14 protein-coding genes are annotated in these 14296 nt (G+C 64.8%); 6 read left to right on the top strand and 8 right to left on the bottom strand.

The genetic code is table 11. The annotated features are described in order from the left end of the window. Window positions 1-1966 (top strand): DUF4159 domain-containing protein (locus tag C1D09_RS07790; RefSeq protein WP_143973722.1); only part of this gene is annotated, 1966 nt, incomplete at its 5' end. Window positions 1967-2028: 62 nt separating this feature from the next. Next, window positions 2029-4107 carry a hypothetical protein gene (locus tag C1D09_RS07785; protein WP_143973721.1) on the top strand — a complete coding sequence of 693 codons (2079 nt, stop codon included), beginning with the start codon at window positions 2029-2031 and terminating at the stop codon, window positions 4105-4107. 52 nt (window positions 4108-4159) lie between these two features. On the opposite strand, the gene clpS is transcribed toward C1D09_RS07785, so the two are convergent. From clpS to C1D09_RS07765, 4 genes are all read right to left on the bottom strand, one after another. After that, window positions 4160-4465, bottom strand: a complete 306-nt coding sequence (gene clpS, locus C1D09_RS07780) for an ATP-dependent Clp protease adapter ClpS (RefSeq protein ID WP_010911143.1) — start codon at window positions 4463-4465, stop codon at window positions 4160-4162. 140 nt (window positions 4466-4605) lie between these two features. After that, window positions 4606-4920: a hypothetical protein gene (locus tag C1D09_RS07775; RefSeq protein ID WP_143973720.1), complete on the bottom strand. Its 315-nt coding sequence runs from the start codon at window positions 4918-4920 to the stop codon at window positions 4606-4608. 161 nt (window positions 4921-5081) lie between these two features. Then, window positions 5082-5372, bottom strand: a complete 291-nt coding sequence (locus C1D09_RS07770; RefSeq protein ID WP_143973719.1) for a hypothetical protein — start codon at window positions 5370-5372, stop codon at window positions 5082-5084. A gap of 37 nt (window positions 5373-5409) precedes the next feature. Then, window positions 5410-5709, bottom strand: a complete 300-nt coding sequence (locus tag C1D09_RS07765) for a hypothetical protein (RefSeq protein ID WP_143973718.1) — start codon at window positions 5707-5709, stop codon at window positions 5410-5412. Window positions 5710-6052: 343 nt separating this feature from the next. Here C1D09_RS07765 and C1D09_RS07760 point away from each other — a divergent pair, with 343 nt between their 5' ends. After that, window positions 6053-6769 (top strand): response regulator, encoded by a 717-nt coding sequence (locus C1D09_RS07760; protein ID WP_143973717.1) that lies wholly within the window; start codon window positions 6053-6055, stop codon window positions 6767-6769. Continuing rightward, window positions 6766-8175 carry an ATP-binding protein gene (locus tag C1D09_RS07755; protein ID WP_143973716.1) on the top strand — a complete coding sequence of 470 codons (1410 nt, stop codon included), beginning with the start codon at window positions 6766-6768 and terminating at the stop codon, window positions 8173-8175. Before C1D09_RS07760 ends, C1D09_RS07755 begins: the two co-directional genes overlap by 4 nt. A 6-nt stretch (window positions 8176-8181) precedes the next feature. Here C1D09_RS07755 and choV read toward each other — a convergent pair whose 3' ends face one another. The 3 genes from choV to C1D09_RS07740 form a co-directional block, all read right to left on the bottom strand. Then, window positions 8182-9363, bottom strand: coding sequence for a choline ABC transporter ATP-binding protein (choV, locus tag C1D09_RS07750; protein ID WP_143973715.1), 1182 nt, complete (start codon window positions 9361-9363; stop codon window positions 8182-8184). After that, entirely contained in the window at window positions 9360-10214 is an 855-nt protein-coding gene (gene choW / locus C1D09_RS07745; RefSeq protein ID WP_143973714.1) for a choline ABC transporter permease subunit, read from the bottom strand. The genes choV and choW overlap by 4 nt, the downstream gene beginning before the upstream one ends. Before the next feature lie 137 nt (window positions 10215-10351). Continuing rightward, window positions 10352-11287, bottom strand: a complete 936-nt coding sequence (locus tag C1D09_RS07740; RefSeq protein WP_143973713.1) for a choline ABC transporter substrate-binding protein — start codon at window positions 11285-11287, stop codon at window positions 10352-10354. A gap of 426 nt (window positions 11288-11713) precedes the next feature. Here C1D09_RS07740 and C1D09_RS07735 point away from each other — a divergent pair, with 426 nt between their 5' ends. Beyond that, a complete protein-coding gene (locus tag C1D09_RS07735) occupies window positions 11714-12325 on the top strand; it encodes a thymidine kinase (protein WP_143973712.1) in 612 nt (203 codons plus the stop codon). 21 nt (window positions 12326-12346) lie between these two features. On the opposite strand, the gene C1D09_RS07730 is transcribed toward C1D09_RS07735, so the two are convergent. Next, a complete protein-coding gene (locus tag C1D09_RS07730; protein ID WP_143973711.1) occupies window positions 12347-13243 on the bottom strand; it encodes a DMT family transporter in 897 nt (298 codons plus the stop codon). Between the two features lie 98 nt (window positions 13244-13341). Between C1D09_RS07730 and C1D09_RS07725 the strand changes: the two genes are divergently transcribed. After that, window positions 13342-14199, top strand: a complete 858-nt coding sequence (locus C1D09_RS07725; protein ID WP_143973710.1) for a LysR substrate-binding domain-containing protein — start codon at window positions 13342-13344, stop codon at window positions 14197-14199. Window positions 14200-14296 lie beyond the last annotated feature (97 nt).

Here is a 14296-nt window from a genome sequence, read left to right as displayed (position 1 = left end):
GTTCGAGCTGCGCAACGACTTCGCTTCGATCGCCCTCGACGGCGAACGCCAGGCCGGTGCGGTGCGCGTGCTCGACGAAAGCTCCAAGCGCCGCCGCGTCGGGCTCTTGTCACAGGCCGAGGCCGACCAGGCACAGCCGCTTCTGTCACCGCTCTACTACATCAGGCGCGCGCTGCAGCCCTTCGCCGATCTGGTCGAACCCTCCAGCGCCGATCTCGCCGACGCCATTCCGCAGATCCTGGACCAGAAGCCGGCGATGATCATCATGGCCGACATCGGCACCATTCCGGCGCAGGTCCGGCAAAGGCTGGTCGACTGGGTCGACAATGGCGGTACGCTGGTGCGTTTCGCCGGCTCGCGGCTGGCCGCCGCAGGCAATGACGACGATCTGCTGCCGGTCCGCCTGCGCACCGGCGAGCGTTCGCTGGGCGGCGCGCTGTCCTGGACTTCGCCGCAGCCGGTCACCGAATTCCCCAAGGCCGGTCCCTTCGCCGATCTGGCGCCGCCCACCGAAGTCACGGTGAGCAGGCAGGTGTTGGCCGAACCGACTCCCGATATCGTCGAGCGCACCTGGGCGGCCCTCGCCGATGGCACGCCGCTGGTCACCGGCCTGAAGAAAGGCAAGGGCACGCTGGTGCTGTTTCACGTTACGCCCGAGGCGACATGGTCGAACCTGCCGATCTCGGGCAGCTTCGTCGAGATGCTGCGTCGCATCGTGCAGCTGTCGCGCAACCAGGGCGCGGCCATCGCCAATGCCGAAGCCGCCGCCACGTCGCTGGCACCTTACCGCATGATCGCGGCCGACGGCTCGCTGGTGCCGCCGACGCCGGATGCACGGCCGCTGGTGCCGAGCGCCAGCGCGCGGGTGACCTTGGAGAACCCGCCTGGCCTCTACGGCTCGGACGCCGGCGTCTTCGCCCACAACCTGCTCGATGCCGCAAGCACTTTCGTGCCGCTGGCGCGTCCGCAACTCACGGTTCCGGTCACGTCCATCCAGTACGCCTTCGATGAGTCCCGCAATCTGAAAGGTCCGCTGGTCACCGCCGCCCTGGTGCTGATGCTGCTCGACACGCTGGCGGTGTTCTGGATGGGCGGGCTGTTCTCGCGCCGGCGCCGCCGTGCCGGCGCTGTGGCCACAACCGCCGCGATCGTGATCGCGCTTGGCGCATTGTTCGGCCATGCCGATTTCGCCCGCGCCGACGATGCCAAGCCGGGCGACGAGGCGGCCATCACGGCGATTTCGAAAACCCGCATTGCCTATGTGCTGACCGGCGTGCCGGGTGACGATTCGATCAGCCGTGCCGGGCTCGAGGGCCTGACCCGCTTCCTGATCGAGAAGACCGCGCTGGAACCCGGCGCGCCGGCCGGCGTCGACATTGCGAAGGACGAACTGTCCTTCTATCCGCTGATCTACTGGCCGATCGATCCGGCCGCACCCATGCCGAGCCAGGCCGCGATCGCGCGTATCGACGCCTATATGCAACAGGGCGGCACGGTGCTCTTCGACACGCGCGACCAGTTTGCCAACGGCATCGGCGCCGATTCCACCAGCCCGGCGACCGAGCGGCTGCGCGACATCCTCGGCAACCTCAACGTGCCGCCGCTGGAGCCGGTGCCGTCGGACCACGTGCTGACCAAGTCTTTCTTCATCCTGCCGGAGTTCCCTGGCCGCTTCGCCGGCAGCCCGCTCTGGGTCGAGGCCTCGCTCGACGCCAGCAACGCCGACAACCGGCCGGTGCGCACCGGCGATGGCGTCTCGCCGATCATGATCACCGCCAATGATTTCGCCGGCGCCTGGGCGGTCGACGAGAATGGCGACCCGCTGCTGCCGACGGTGCCGGCCGACCCGATGCAGCGCATCTATGCGCTGCGCGCCGGCGTCAACATCATGATGTATATGCTGACCGGCAACTACAAATCCGACCAGGTGCATGTCCCCATTCTGCTCGAACGGCTGGGGCAGTAGCCGATGAGGTTCCTTATTGCATCTCCGCGGATCGACCCTCCCCAAAAACGGGAGGGTAAGACATGAACTGGTCGATCTCCTTCGAACCGCTGATCTCCTGGCCTTTGCTGGCCCTCGTGCTGGTGCCGCTGGCGCTGCTGGCGCTTGTCGGCTTGTGGTTTCGCCAGCGCGGCGGTGTCCTGCGCTTCATCGCCCTGCTGGCGCTGGCCGCCGCCCTGTTCAACCCGGTGTTCCTCAATGAGGAGCGCGAGCCGCTGAAGAGCGTCGTCGCGCTGATCGTCGACCGCAGCCAGAGCCAGGACATCGGCGACCGCACCAGGCAGACCGATGAAGCGCTCGCCGGACTGCAGCAGCGTCTTGGCCGCTTCAAGCAGTTCGACGTCCGCGTCGTCGAGGCCGGCAAGTCCGGTGCCGCCGAGGAGCGTACCGAAACCCGGCTGTTCGGCGCGCTGGAAGGCGCCTTTCGCGACGTGCCGCCGTCACGCATCGGCGGCGCCATCATGATCACCGATGGCGAGGTGCATGACGCGCCCCCGGGCGCGCCCGACTTCAACGCCCCGCTGCACGCCTTGATCACCGGCAACGACCACGAGAAGGACCGCCGCATCCGCTTCGAGAACGCGCCGCGTTTCGGCATCGTCGGCAAGCCGCTCGACATGACCTACCGCGTCATCTCGACCGAAAACGAAGCCGGCCCGGTCGATGTGCGCGTCTCGGTCAATGGCGAGCAGGTCTCGGTCGAGCATGCCACCGTCGGCCAGGCCATGCCGCTGCAGGTGACCATCCCCGGCGCCGGTCGCAATATCATCGAACTCGCCATCGACCGCGAACCCGGCGAACTGACCGACACCAACAACCGCGCCATCGCGCTGGTCGACGGCATCCGCGAGAATTTGCGCGTGCTGCTTGTTTCGGGCGAACCGCACGCAGGCGAGCGCACCTGGCGCAATCTGTTGAAATCAGACGCCTCGGTCGATCTCGTCCATTTCACCATTCTGCGGCCGCCCGAGAAGCAGGACGGCACGCCGATCAACGAATTGTCGCTGATCGCCTTCCCGACGCGCGAACTGTTCGTCGAGAAGATCAAGGATTTCGACCTCATCATCTTCGACCGCTACCAGCACCGCGACGTGCTGCCGATCCTCTACTACGACTACATCTCCGAATATGTCGAAAAGGGCGGCGCCCTGTTGATCGCCGCCGGCCCCGAATATGCCGGCGAGTCTTCGATCGCACGCACGCCACTTATGTCGGCGTTACCCGCCATGCCGACCGGCGAAGTGCTCGAAAAGGCCTTCTATCCGCGCCTCACCGACCTCGGCCAGCGTCACCCGGTGACGCGCGGCCTCGATGGTTCGGCCACCGAGCCGCCGCACTGGAGCCGCTGGTTCCGCACCATCGGCGTGCAGGACCCGCAAGGCGAGGTGGTGATGAAGGGCGCCGACAACCGGCCCCTGCTGCTGCTCGATCGCAAGGGCGAAGGCCGCGTCGGTATGCTTCTGTCCGACCAGGGCTGGCTGTGGGCGCGCGGCTTCGAGGGCGGCGGTCCGCACGTCCAGCTCTACAGGCGCATCGCCCACTGGCTGATGAAGGAACCCGACCTCGAGGAAGAGCGGCTGACCGCCGAGGGACGCGGCATGGTGCTGGAGATCCGCCGCCAGACCATGGCCGACGATCCAGGCTCCGCGCAGATCATCACGCCCTCCGGCAAGACGGTGACCGTCAAGCTCGATAAATCCGAGCCCGGCGTCTTCCTCGGCAGCGTCCAGACCAACGAGATCGGCCTGTTCCAGGTCGCCAATGGCGATCTCACCGCGCTCGCCCATGTCGGACCGGTCAATGCGCCGGAATTCGCCGATGTCATCTCCACCGAAAACCTGCTGAAGGCTCCGGCGGAAGCCACGGGCGGCAGCGTGCGCCGGCTGGCGTCATCGACGGCCCTCGGCAGCGACGTGACCCTGCCGTCCATCGTGCCGGTTCGCTCGGCCGGCGATGCCTCGGGCAGCGACTGGATCGGCCTGCGCACCACCGACGACAGCGTCTTGAAGGCCGTCTCGCGCGTGCCGCTGTTCGGCGGCTTCCTCGGCCTTGGCCTGCTGCTCCTGGCGATGGGATCGATGTGGTACCGCGAGGGACGGTAGCGCAGTTCCCCTCCCTTCTCCACTTGTTGAGTGAGAAGGAAGAAACCCCTTCTCACTCCTCCGGCTCGGTCGTGAACAGCAGCGGGTAGCCCTTGGCCTTGCCGGCGTCGGTGGCGCGCGTCGCCTTGGTCTCGGCGACATCCTTGGTGAAGACCGCGACCACGCAGACGCCGCGCCGGTGCGCGGTGATCATGATGCGGTGCGCCTGATCCTCGCTGAGCTTGAACTCGCCCTTCAGCACCGTCACCACGAATTCGCGCGGCGTGAAATCGTCATTGATGAGGATGACCTTGTAGAGCTTCGGCCGCTCGGTCTGCGGCTTGACCTTGGTTCGCGGTTTTGTGGTGATTTCTGGCATCGGAACCGACAGTTTCGCGATCGGGCTTTGCCCGGTATTTTGCCACGGGCGGCAGCGATCGTCCATTTTGATTGGCATGCGTGCGGCCGGGCGGGCCGGCCCGGTCATTCACAATCATGTGGGAAATTGTCGGGCGCGGTTCAACGGCCCTGGCGGCCGAAGATACGGCGGTTCGCGCCGGCATCCGCCCGGCGTTCCATCCAGGCCGCGATCGGCCATCCGACGACGCAGACCAGCGTCGCGGCAAGAAGCACGATCAGCAGCCACGCCTGGACAGGCGTTATGTAATCCCAGTTGCTGGAAATGATCGGCGCGAACAGCGAGGGCTCGGTGCGGCCACTGGCGGGATCGGGCACGGGGCTGGCGGTGAGCAGAATCAGCCCCCTGGCGACACCGGTGGCAACCAGGCCGCCGATCACCATCGAACGCAAAATGGACGAAAGCCGCTTCTTCATGCGGATTGTCCTACACAGCCGGCGTTGCAAACGGGTTAAGCACGATCGAGATGCGTGGCTGGAAGCCGCCGGTGTTCAACTCGCCGACCATGCATTCGGCAGAAGGCCGCCCCGGCCGGTTGCGGCGGGGGCGGCCTTGCTAGAACTGACCTCGAAACCGATCAGGGCTTCTTCTTCGGAGCAGCCATCGGGGCCGCTTCGGCAGCCGCCTTCTTGGGGGCCTTCTTGACCGGGCACTTGTGCTTCTTGGTCACCTTGCAGACGGCCTTCTTGGCGACCTTCTTCGGAGCAGCCTTCATCGGAGCGGTGGTCGTCGCGGCAGCAGCCGGAGCGGTGGTCGTGGCGGCAGCAGCGGGGGCAGCGGTCGTGGTGGCGGCGGCGTTGCCGAGAGCAGGCATCGAGAAGGCGAGAGCAACGGCCAGGCCGAGGGCGGACAGGATGGACTTGTTCATGGCTTCATTTCCTTTTTGGGCTGGTCGTTTTTGAGTTTCACTGGACCGGGTCGTTCGGTGTCACTCCAAGCAGCTTCAAAGCGTTGGCGAGCATCCGGATGCCCTGCGCCTGTTTCTTGGCGGCGCAGTACCGGTTGCCCTTTCTCTGAAGTGCCTTTGCCGCGGTGACCTGCGTTGCCGTGGCATGGGTTTCGAGGGCTTCATCAAATTGGTGGCTGAGATTGGCGCACCGTTCGCTCCGGGTGAGCGGCGCCTTTGCGTCCGATTGTCCAACAGCGGCAGTGACCAGGCCAAGGCCCAGCAACGCACCCAAMAAMCTGATCGACACCGTTGGCATCGGTTTTTCCGTGAACCCGGAGATTTTGCGTCGCAGCCGGTAATCTGACCGCCACGGCACGGTTATGCCGCCATACCTTTTCAGGAGTTTTTCCCAATTGTAGAATTTTGTTTCTGGATTGTGTCTGGCCCGCCCGCCTCATGCGTACCGCCCAGATCGGTCCAGGTTCTAGGACCGCACGCGTGGAAACAAAGAGCTTCGGTACGGCCATCGCTTTCCATGTGGAGAAGGCCGAATTCGATCTCCCTTGAAAAGCAAGGCACTGGCCAACATATGGCCCGAATTCTATCGTGTGGCTCACCTGCCAGGAATGACTTGGCCGGCAATCGATACAGGGTACCTCGTGAAATCCGACGCACACATACTGATCGTCGACGACGACAAGGGCATCCGCGACCTGCTTCAGGAGTTCTTCCAGAAGCGGGGCCTGCACACTTCGGTTGCCGCCGACGGTACCGAGATGGAGGCCGTCCTGCGCCGCGCGCAGGTAGATCTCATCGTGCTCGACGTGATGCTGCCCGGCAAGAGCGGGCTGGAACTGTGCCGCGACCTGCGCGCCCAGTACTCGACGCCGATCATCATGCTGACCGCCGTCACCGAGACCACCGACCGCGTCGTCGGCCTGGAGATGGGCGCCGACGACTATGTGCCCAAGCCCTTCGATCCGCGCGAACTCCTGGCGCGCATCCGTGCCGTGCTGCGGCGCAATGGTACTTCCGAACCGAAACGCGCCACCGCCAAGCAGATCTACCGTTTCGCCGGCTGGACGATGGATTGTTCGCGGCGCCGGCTGACCGCCCCCGACGATGTCAGGGTCGAGTTGACCATGGCCGAGTTCAACCTGCTGCAGACCTTCGTCAAGAGCGCCCAGCGCGTGCTGACCCGCGACCAGCTCATCGAGCTCTCAGGCGGCGATAGCGACTATTCCTTCGACCGCAGCATCGACATCCTGGTCAGCCGGCTGCGGCGCAAGATGGAAGATGACCCGAAAACGCCGAAACTCATCCTGACGGTGCGCAGCGGCGGCTACCAGTTCCTGCCCGAGACGACCTCCGAATGAGACGTTTCCTGCCGCAGACCTTGCCTGTCTGGGTGCTGCTGATCGTCATTGCCGGCCTTCTGATCAGCCAGGTCGCGACCCTGTATATCGTGTCGCGCGACCGCGCCGCCGCCAATGACGTGGTCGACCTCTACCGGCTCAACGACCGCGCCTTCTCCTTGGTGCAGCTGATGAGCGGCGCCACGCCCGAGGAGCGCAAGGCAACCGCGGCAGGCCTGTTCAACTCGACTTACGCCCTTACCGTTTCGGACACGCCCGCCGTCACCTCATCGATCGCCGGCGACGACGAGCTGGCCGAACTCGAGGACATTCTCGTCGGCCGGCTGTCGAAGTTCGGCATCACCGATGCGCGTGTGCGGCGCGATCCGGCGACGCGCGAGGCCGACGATGCCAGCGGCACCGCATCCGGCCCCGATATCGGCCAGGTCGAGCGCGACCTGCTGGTGCTCGCCGCCGATTTCGCCCAGAGCGACAAGCTGACGGCCTCCCTGCGCTTCGCCGACGGCCAATGGCTGAACTTCACCGAGCCGATCACGCCCGTCGGCCCGATCCTGAGCTTCGACAGCCTGCCGCTCTATTCGCTGATCGCGGGCCTGGTGGTGATCATGTCGATCTGGTCGCTGCGCCGGCTGACCGCGCCCTACCGGATGATGGAAACCGCCGTCAGCCGGATCGGCAAGGACCTGAAAAGCCCGCCGATCGCCGAGTCGGGCAGCCGCGAGGTGCGGGCCGCCGCCAGGGCGATCAACGCCATGCAGAAGAGGCTGCGCGAATATGTCGAGGACCGCGAACATCTCGCCGCGGCACTTGCGCATGATTTGCGCACGCCGATGACACGCATGCGGCTGCGGCTTGAACTGTTGCGCAAATCGGCGGTTCGCGAGGCGCTGGCGCATGATCTCGCCGATGTCGAGAGCATCGCCAGTTCCGTGATCGACTTCGCCACTTTCGAGGTGAACGAGGAAAAGGCCGAGCGCATCGACTTCTGGTCGCTCGTGGAGTCGATCGCCGACCCCTATCCAGAGGTCTCGTTCGACAATGACGACACCCGTTCGCGCGGCCTGATCTGCATTGCGCGGCCGGTCGCGCTCAGGCGTTGCGTCACCAATCTGGTGCAGAATGCCGTCACCTACGGCAAGAAGGCGCATCTCAGCCTGCACCGCTCGGACGGCACGATCACGCTCACCATCCGCGACGAGGGGCCCGGCATACCGCAGGCGCAGATCGATGCCGTTTTCGGCTCTTTCGTGCGCCTCGAACAGTCCCGCAACCGCCAGACCGGGGGCCTTGGGCTGGGCCTCACCATCGCCCGCAACATCGCGCGCGCCGCCGGCGGCGAGATCCGGCTGTCCAACCATCCGGACGGTGGGCTGGTGACGGAGCTGCGCCTGCCGCAGGCGACCTGAACCGCTCTATCTTCTCAGCACCGCGCTCAGCACATCCCTGATGCCGATGGCGCCGACGAAGCGCGACTGGTCGTCGAACAGCGCCACGGGTGCGGTCTGCGAGCGGTGCATGGCCAGCATCACGGTTTTCAGCGATGTGCCGGGGGTAGCCCAGAACACTTGCGCGGCTTCCTCCGACTGGGTCTCGACATCGGCGCAGGACACCCACACCGCCGGCTTGCCGTCGCGTTCGGCCGCCGCGACCAGCCCATGATCGTCGATCTTGAAGCGCGTCGTCTTGCGCCGGTCGAGCCACACCCAGCCATTGTCGCCGTGCTCGAGGTCGCGGCGGTCGCGCATGACATTCCAGGCGGTCAGCACCGAGAGCGGATTCACGTTGGCGATGAAGTCGCGGACATAGTCATTGGCGGGTCGCAGCACGATGTCTTCCGGCGCACCGGTCTGGACGATGCGCCCGCCCTCCATGATGGTGATGTGGCTGCCGATCTTCAGCGCCTCTTCCAGGTCGTGGCTGACGAAGATGATGGTCTTCTTCAGCTCGGCCTGCAGCTGCAGCAATTCATCCTGCAGCTTGGTGCGGATCAGCGGGTCGAGGGCCGAGAACGGCTCATCCATCAACAGGATCGGCGCTTCAGTGGCGAAGGCACGGGCCAGGCCGACGCGCTGCTGCATGCCGCCCGACAGCTCGTGTGCGTATTTCTTCGACCACTGGTCGAGATTGACCAGCTTGAGCTGCTTGTGCACGCGCTCCTTGCGTTCGGCGTCCGGTACGCCGGCCAGTTCGAGGCCGAGGCCGACATTTTCCTCCACCGTGCGCCACGGCAAGAGGCCGAACTGCTGGAACACCATCGCAACCTGCTTCTGGCGCAAGCGCCGCAACGTCGGCTCGTCGCAGGTGACGACGTCGACGATCTTGTCGCCGTCCTTGACCAGCACCTGGCCGCGCGACACCACGTTGAGCCGGTTGACGGCTCGCAGCAGCGTCGACTTGCCGGAGCCCGACAGGCCCATCAGCACCGAAATTTCGCCCTCATGCACGGTCAGGCTGGCGTCGGCGCAGCCCAGCACATTGCCGGTCTTCTCCAGGATTTCGGCGCGCGTGGCGCCCTTGTCGATCATCGCCAGCGAGCCGGCCTGGTCGGCGCCGAAGACGATATCGACGTTCTTGAAATCGACGGCGACGGTCATTTCTTGCCTCCAACGCCAATGCGGGTCATTCGGTCGAGGACGATGGCAAGCACGACGATTGCAAGGCCCGCCTCAAGCCCGAGATCGATGCGGCGCGAGCCGAGCGCACGGTTGATCTCCGTGCCCAGCCCACCGGCGCCGATCAGGGCCGCGAACACCACCATCGACAGCGACAGCATGATCGATTGCGTCAGGCCCGCCATGATGGTGGGCAACGCCGATGGCAGTTCCACCTTCCACAACAGCTGGCTCTTGGTGGCGCCGAACGCCTCGCCGGCCTCGATGATCGACTTCGGCACCGAGACGACGCCGAGATGGGTGAGCCTGACCGCGGTCGGGATGACGAAGATGATGGTGACGATGAGGCCGGGCGCGTTGCCGAGGCCGAACAGGGTCAAGACCGGGATCAGGTAGACGAAGGTCGGCAGCGTCTGCATCAGATCGAGCACCGGCAGCATGATCCGGTAGACCTTCGGCTTGTGCGCCGCCCAGATGCCGAGTGGCACGCCGATGGCCATGGCCATCGCGGCGGCGGCGACGACCAGCACCAGCGTCTGCACGGTCTGCTTCCACAGGTTCTGGTTGATGATGAAGATCAGGCCGAGAAAGACGCCGATGGCGAGCGGCCGCGAGCGCTGCAGCAACCAGGCGATCACAGCGATGACCAGCGCCAGCAGCACAGGCGGCACCAGCAGCAAGAGGTTGACCAACCCGTCGAGAATGAAATTCAGACCGTTGGAGAAGGCTCTGAAGATGGTGTCGAAATTGTCGGTCAGGAAACCGAAAAAGGACTTTCCCCAGGCGCCTATCGGGATCTTGTGATCGACCATGAATTTGGAAATCGGATCCATCTCACCCCTCTTCCACCAAGGCTCTGCGTTCGGCCCCGTGCTGTCGCAACGTCATCTTGTCACAGGATGTGAAAAAGGGCAGCCCTTTGTCAAACGGCTGCCCATCTTCATCCGGTCATGCCGGATGCGAAGTCGGCTCAGCTTCCGAGCGCGGTCTTGACCGCCGCTGCGGCGTCGCCGCCGTCAAAGGTGGTCACGCCGGCGATCCACGGCTTGACCGCGTCCGGGTTCTTCTTCAGCCAGTCGGTGGCGACCGTCTGGGCGTCACCGCCCTTGAGGATCGCGTCCATCATCTGGCCTTCCATGTCCAGATTGAACTTCAGATTGGCGATGAACTTGCCGGCATTCGGGCACTCGGTGGTGTAGCCCTTGCGCACATTCGTGAACACGGTGGCCGCGCCGAAGCCGCTGTCGCCCATGCCGTCGAGATAAGTGATCTTCATGGCGCCCATCACCGGATGCGGCGTCCAGCCGAGGAAGGCGATCCACTCGTTGTTCTTCATCGACTGCTCGGCTTGCGTCAGCATGCCGGCCTCCGAGGATTCGACCAGCTCGAAGCCGCCGAGATTGTCCTTCGGGTTCTTGATCATGTCCAGGATGATGCGGTTGCCGTCATTGCCGGCTTCGATGCCGTAGATCTTGCCGTTGAACTTGTCCTTGAACTTGCCAAGGTCGGTCAGCGACTTCACGCCGGCGTCCGCGACATAGGTCGGCACGACGATGCCGTAGCCGGCGCCGGTCAGGTTCGTGCTGATGGTCTCGACCGAGCCATCGGCGGTGTAATCCTTGATGTCGTTGGTCATCGACGGCATCCAGTTGCCGAGGAAGACGTCAAGGTCCTTGTTCTTCAGCGAAGCCATGGTCACCGGCACCGACAGCTGGATCACCTTCGGCTCGTAGCCGAGCGCGGTGAGCAGCACCGAAGCGAGCCCGGTGGTGGCCTGGATGTCGGTCCAGCCGACATCGGAAAGACGCACGGTCTTGCAGCTTTCGGCGTCACCGGCGAAGGCGGCGCTCGTGGACAACAATGCCGCCAGGCCGAGGCCGGCGACGAAGGAATTCATACGCGACATGGACAGTCTCCCATTGTGATTCTTTGGCGAAGCGTCGTTACGGTTTCTCTGCCCGCCTTGTGTCTTCAGCCAAACACCATTCTGGTGCAGTTTCAAGCGTTAAGGCAATCACGATCAACGGCGCGGAATGGCCAATCAGCGACACGGCTGACGCTTTTGTCACGCCCCTTATCTTTTTCAGTGGCGAGCCGGCTTTTTCAGGGGAATGCGCCAGCGGCCCCTCCCCGCGCAGAGGCAACTCGGCTTAAGGTCTGTTTGGCTTCAGATGAGGCCGAGACGAAAATGGCGGGGCCCGAGAACCGGGGCGGTGCGTGCTTTTGGGTATGTGAACACAGTTCTTCTGCGACGCCGTAGAACTGGGAAGCGCAGGGCACCGCCGTTTGCGGGCTGGCGTCACCTCAATATCAACTGACTGTAAAGGGCGGCATGGCCAAGCTCTACTTCAACTACGCGACGATGAATGCCGGCAAGACGACGATGCTCTTGCAGGCCTCGTATAATTATCGCGAACGCGGCATGACGACGATGCTGTTCGTCGCCGGACACTACCGCAAGGGCGACAGCGGCCTGATCTCGTCGCGCATCGGGCTGGAGACCGAAGCAGAGATGTTCCGCGACGGCGACGACCTGTTCGCCCGCGTCGCCGAACATCACGACCATACGACGGTGCACTGCGTCTTCGTCGACGAGGCGCAGTTCCTCGAGGAAGAGCAGGTCTGGCAATTGGCGCGCATCGCCGACCGGCTGAACATCCCGGTCATGTGCTACGGCCTGCGCACCGATTTCCAGGGCAAGCTGTTTTCCGGCTCGCGCGCGCTGCTGGCGATCGCCGACGACCTGCGCGAGGTGCGCACCATTTGCCGCTGCGGCCGCAAGGCCACGATGGTCGTGCGCCTCGGCCCGGACGGCAAGGTGGCCCATCGGGGCGAACAGGTGGCGATCGGCAAGGACGTCTATGTCTCGCTCTGCCGCCGTCACTGGGAAGAAGAAATGGGCCGCGCCGCGCCCGAGGATTTCATCGGCTTCATGAAATCCTGACCCTGCTTCCCGCGACCCGGGTCAGGCCGCAGAGATACGCCTCGGCGGAAACCGCCAACCCAGCCGGACGCCGAGCGTCGCCACGGCGATAAGCGCCATGCCGGCGGCCTGCGCCGACCCGAGCGGATGCCCGTAGACCGCCCAGTCGATAAAGATGGCAACGACCGGGTAGATGAAAGTGATGATGCCGATCACCGGCGTCGCCAGGCGCGGAAAGGCCGAGTTCATCAGCACATAGGCAATGCCGGTGTGCAGCACGCCGATGCTGACCAGCCAGCCCCATGCATGCGCGGGAACAGGCTGGCCGATGCCGACGAAGGGCGCGAGCATGACGATCCCGACGATCGTCTGGCAAAGCACGGTGACCTCCGCGCGCTGCCGGCCCAGCCCCTTGGCGAGGATCGTCGCCACAGCATAGAGGAGCGCGGCGACCAGCGTCAGCCCGATGCCCAGCGCCCATGCCGCGCCGGCCTGCGCATGCGAAACCACCAGCCCGCTGGCCAGCACGACGCCAAGGAACGCGCCAAGCATCCACAGCATCTGGTCGAGCGAGATGCGCTCCTTGAGGAAGACCACCCCGATGATGACCACGAAGAACGGCTGCACGTGATAGACGATCGTCGTCGTGGCGATCGACGTCATGGCGAAGCCGGCGAAGAAGGCCGTCCAGCTCGCCACCATGCAGATGCCGGCAAGGGCAGCCAGCGCGAGGCGGGACGGCGACAGCGTCCTGTCCGGCAGATAGCCCCGCAGCAGGCACCATGCGCCGAGGAATATGGCGCCGAACACGCAGCGCCAGAACACGATCGTCACGGGATGAAGCCCCGCTTCCGTGACAAAGGCGCCGATCGTGCCCGCGATCGTCATCGCCAAGGCCAGGTTCGCGGCCGGAAAACGGGAAGTTGGCAGGTCCTTCATCGAAAATCCCTCAGAGGGCGAAACCCATCTGGCCACCGGCACAGCCTTCAAACAAGCGAATAGATTTGGAGCAAGCTATTCGATATGCTGATAGCACGATGGCCGCTCCGCTTGACCTTAACCTCCTGAAAACCTTCGTCGCCGTCGTCGAGAGCGGCAGCCTGTCCAATGCCGCGCCCCGGGTCGGCCGCAGCCAGTCGGCGGTCAGCATGCAGATGCAGCGGCTGGAGGAGACGGTGGGCAATCAGCTTCTGGTGCGCGGACCGAGAACGGTTACCCCCAACGCCATCGGCGAGGATTTTCTCGTCTATGCGCGCCGGCTGCTGAAGCTGTCGGATGAGGCCTGGGCGAGCGTCACGCGACCGAAGGAGACGGGCAGCGTGCGCCTTGGCGTGCCGGACGACTACGCCGCCTTCCTTCTGCCTCCGGTCCTGTCGCGTTTTGCCGAGGACCACCCGCTGGTGACGGTGGAACTGATCTGCGAACAGTCGACCGCGCTGGTGAAAACCCTTGCGGATGGACGGCTCGACCTGGCGATCGTCACCCGACTGCCGGACCAGCCGCTCGACGTCATCCGGCTTGAGCGGTTCGTCTGGGTTGCCTCGCCTAACCATGTCGCCTGGCAGGCTGATCCCTTGCCTGTCGCCCTGTTCGAGCCCGGCTGCGCCGCCAGGATGAATGTCGTGCAGGCGCTCGGTGAAGCTGACCGGTCCTATCGTTGCACCTATTCCAGCGCCTCCCTGCTTGGCCTGATCGCGGTTGTGCAGGCCGGGCTCGCCGTCGCCGGTCTGGCGCAGCGCAGCGTACCGCCATCGCTGCGCGTCATTGGCGGCAATGAAGGACTTCCCGTGCTGCCGGATCTCGAAATCGGCATCCTGCTCAACCCGATGTCGACGACGCCGGCGGTCGATCGGCTGCATGATTTCCTGCGCCGCGACCTCGCACAGCAAGCCTGAGATCATCGTCCCCGCGCGGCACGAGGCGCCGCGCCACCCTCCCGCCACGGTGCAGCGTTTGTTAAGGCCTCGGTCCTATAAGGCCGTCAGCCAGAAC

The organism is Mesorhizobium intechi (assembly GCF_002879535.1).
Lineage (GTDB): Bacteria > Pseudomonadota > Alphaproteobacteria > Rhizobiales > Rhizobiaceae > Mesorhizobium > Mesorhizobium intechi.
Note: the sequence above shows the minus strand (reverse complement) of the source record. Positions and strands in the feature narration are given on the sequence as shown.

Bases quoted from the DNA above. Each gene is read 5' to 3' on its own strand.
- clpS (WP_010911143.1), bottom strand. From the start codon at position 4,465: ATGCCAGAAATCACCACAAAACCGCGAACCAAGGTCAAGCCGCAGACC.
- C1D09_RS07735 (WP_143973712.1), top strand. From the start codon at position 11,714: ATGGCCAAGCTCTACTTCAACTACGCGACGATGAATGCCGGCAAGACG.
- C1D09_RS07755 (WP_143973716.1), top strand. From the start codon at position 6,766: ATGAGACGTTTCCTGCCGCAGACCTTGCCTGTCTGGGTGCTGCTGATC.
- C1D09_RS07725 (WP_143973710.1), top strand. From the start codon at position 13,342: ATGGCCGCTCCGCTTGACCTTAACCTCCTGAAAACCTTCGTCGCCGTC.
- C1D09_RS07730 (WP_143973711.1), bottom strand. From the start codon at position 13,243: ATGAAGGACCTGCCAACTTCCCGTTTTCCGGCCGCGAACCTGGCCTTG.
- choW (WP_143973714.1), bottom strand. From the start codon at position 10,214: ATGGATCCGATTTCCAAATTCATGGTCGATCACAAGATCCCGATAGGC.
- C1D09_RS07785 (WP_143973721.1), top strand. From the start codon at position 2,029: ATGAACTGGTCGATCTCCTTCGAACCGCTGATCTCCTGGCCTTTGCTG.
- C1D09_RS07775 (WP_143973720.1), bottom strand. From the start codon at position 4,920: ATGAAGAAGCGGCTTTCGTCCATTTTGCGTTCGATGGTGATCGGCGGC.
- choV (WP_143973715.1), bottom strand. From the start codon at position 9,363: ATGACCGTCGCCGTCGATTTCAAGAACGTCGATATCGTCTTCGGCGCC.
- C1D09_RS07770 (WP_143973719.1), bottom strand. From the start codon at position 5,372: ATGAACAAGTCCATCCTGTCCGCCCTCGGCCTGGCCGTTGCTCTCGCC.
- C1D09_RS07740 (WP_143973713.1), bottom strand. From the start codon at position 11,287: ATGTCGCGTATGAATTCCTTCGTCGCCGGCCTCGGCCTGGCGGCATTG.